The following is a 357-nucleotide window of genomic DNA, read 5'->3' as shown; positions in this document are numbered from 1 at the left end:
GCTTCAAGAGCAACACCGAAATCCTCGGCGGCCTGACGCTGTTTCCCCAGGATTTCACTTTCGCCAACTACAAGGTGATCTTCACCGACCCGAGCTGGTACACCGGCTACCTCAACTCGGCGTACTACGTCAGCATGAATACGATTATTTCCCTGACCGTGGCGTTGCCGGCGGCGTATGCGTTTTCGCGTTATCGCTTCCTCGGTGACAAGCACCTGTTCTTCTGGCTGCTGACCAACCGCATGGCACCGCCGGCGGTGTTCCTGTTGCCGTTCTTCCAGCTGTATTCCTCGATCGGCTTGTTCGACACGCACATCGCGGTGGCGTTGGCTCACTGTCTGTTTAACGTGCCGCTGG

Annotated in this window: 1 protein-coding gene; it reads left to right on the top strand. The window is 57.4% G+C overall.

The genetic code is table 11. From position 1 onward, the window contains the following. Window positions 1–357: ABC transporter permease family protein (locus AC1DLB_RS32470; protein WP_477786590.1), on the top strand; the 357-nt coding region annotated here is incomplete at both ends.

It is taken from the genome of Pseudomonas sp. 05N434 (genome assembly GCF_056396965.1).
This window is presented reverse-complemented; position numbering and strand designations above follow the sequence as displayed.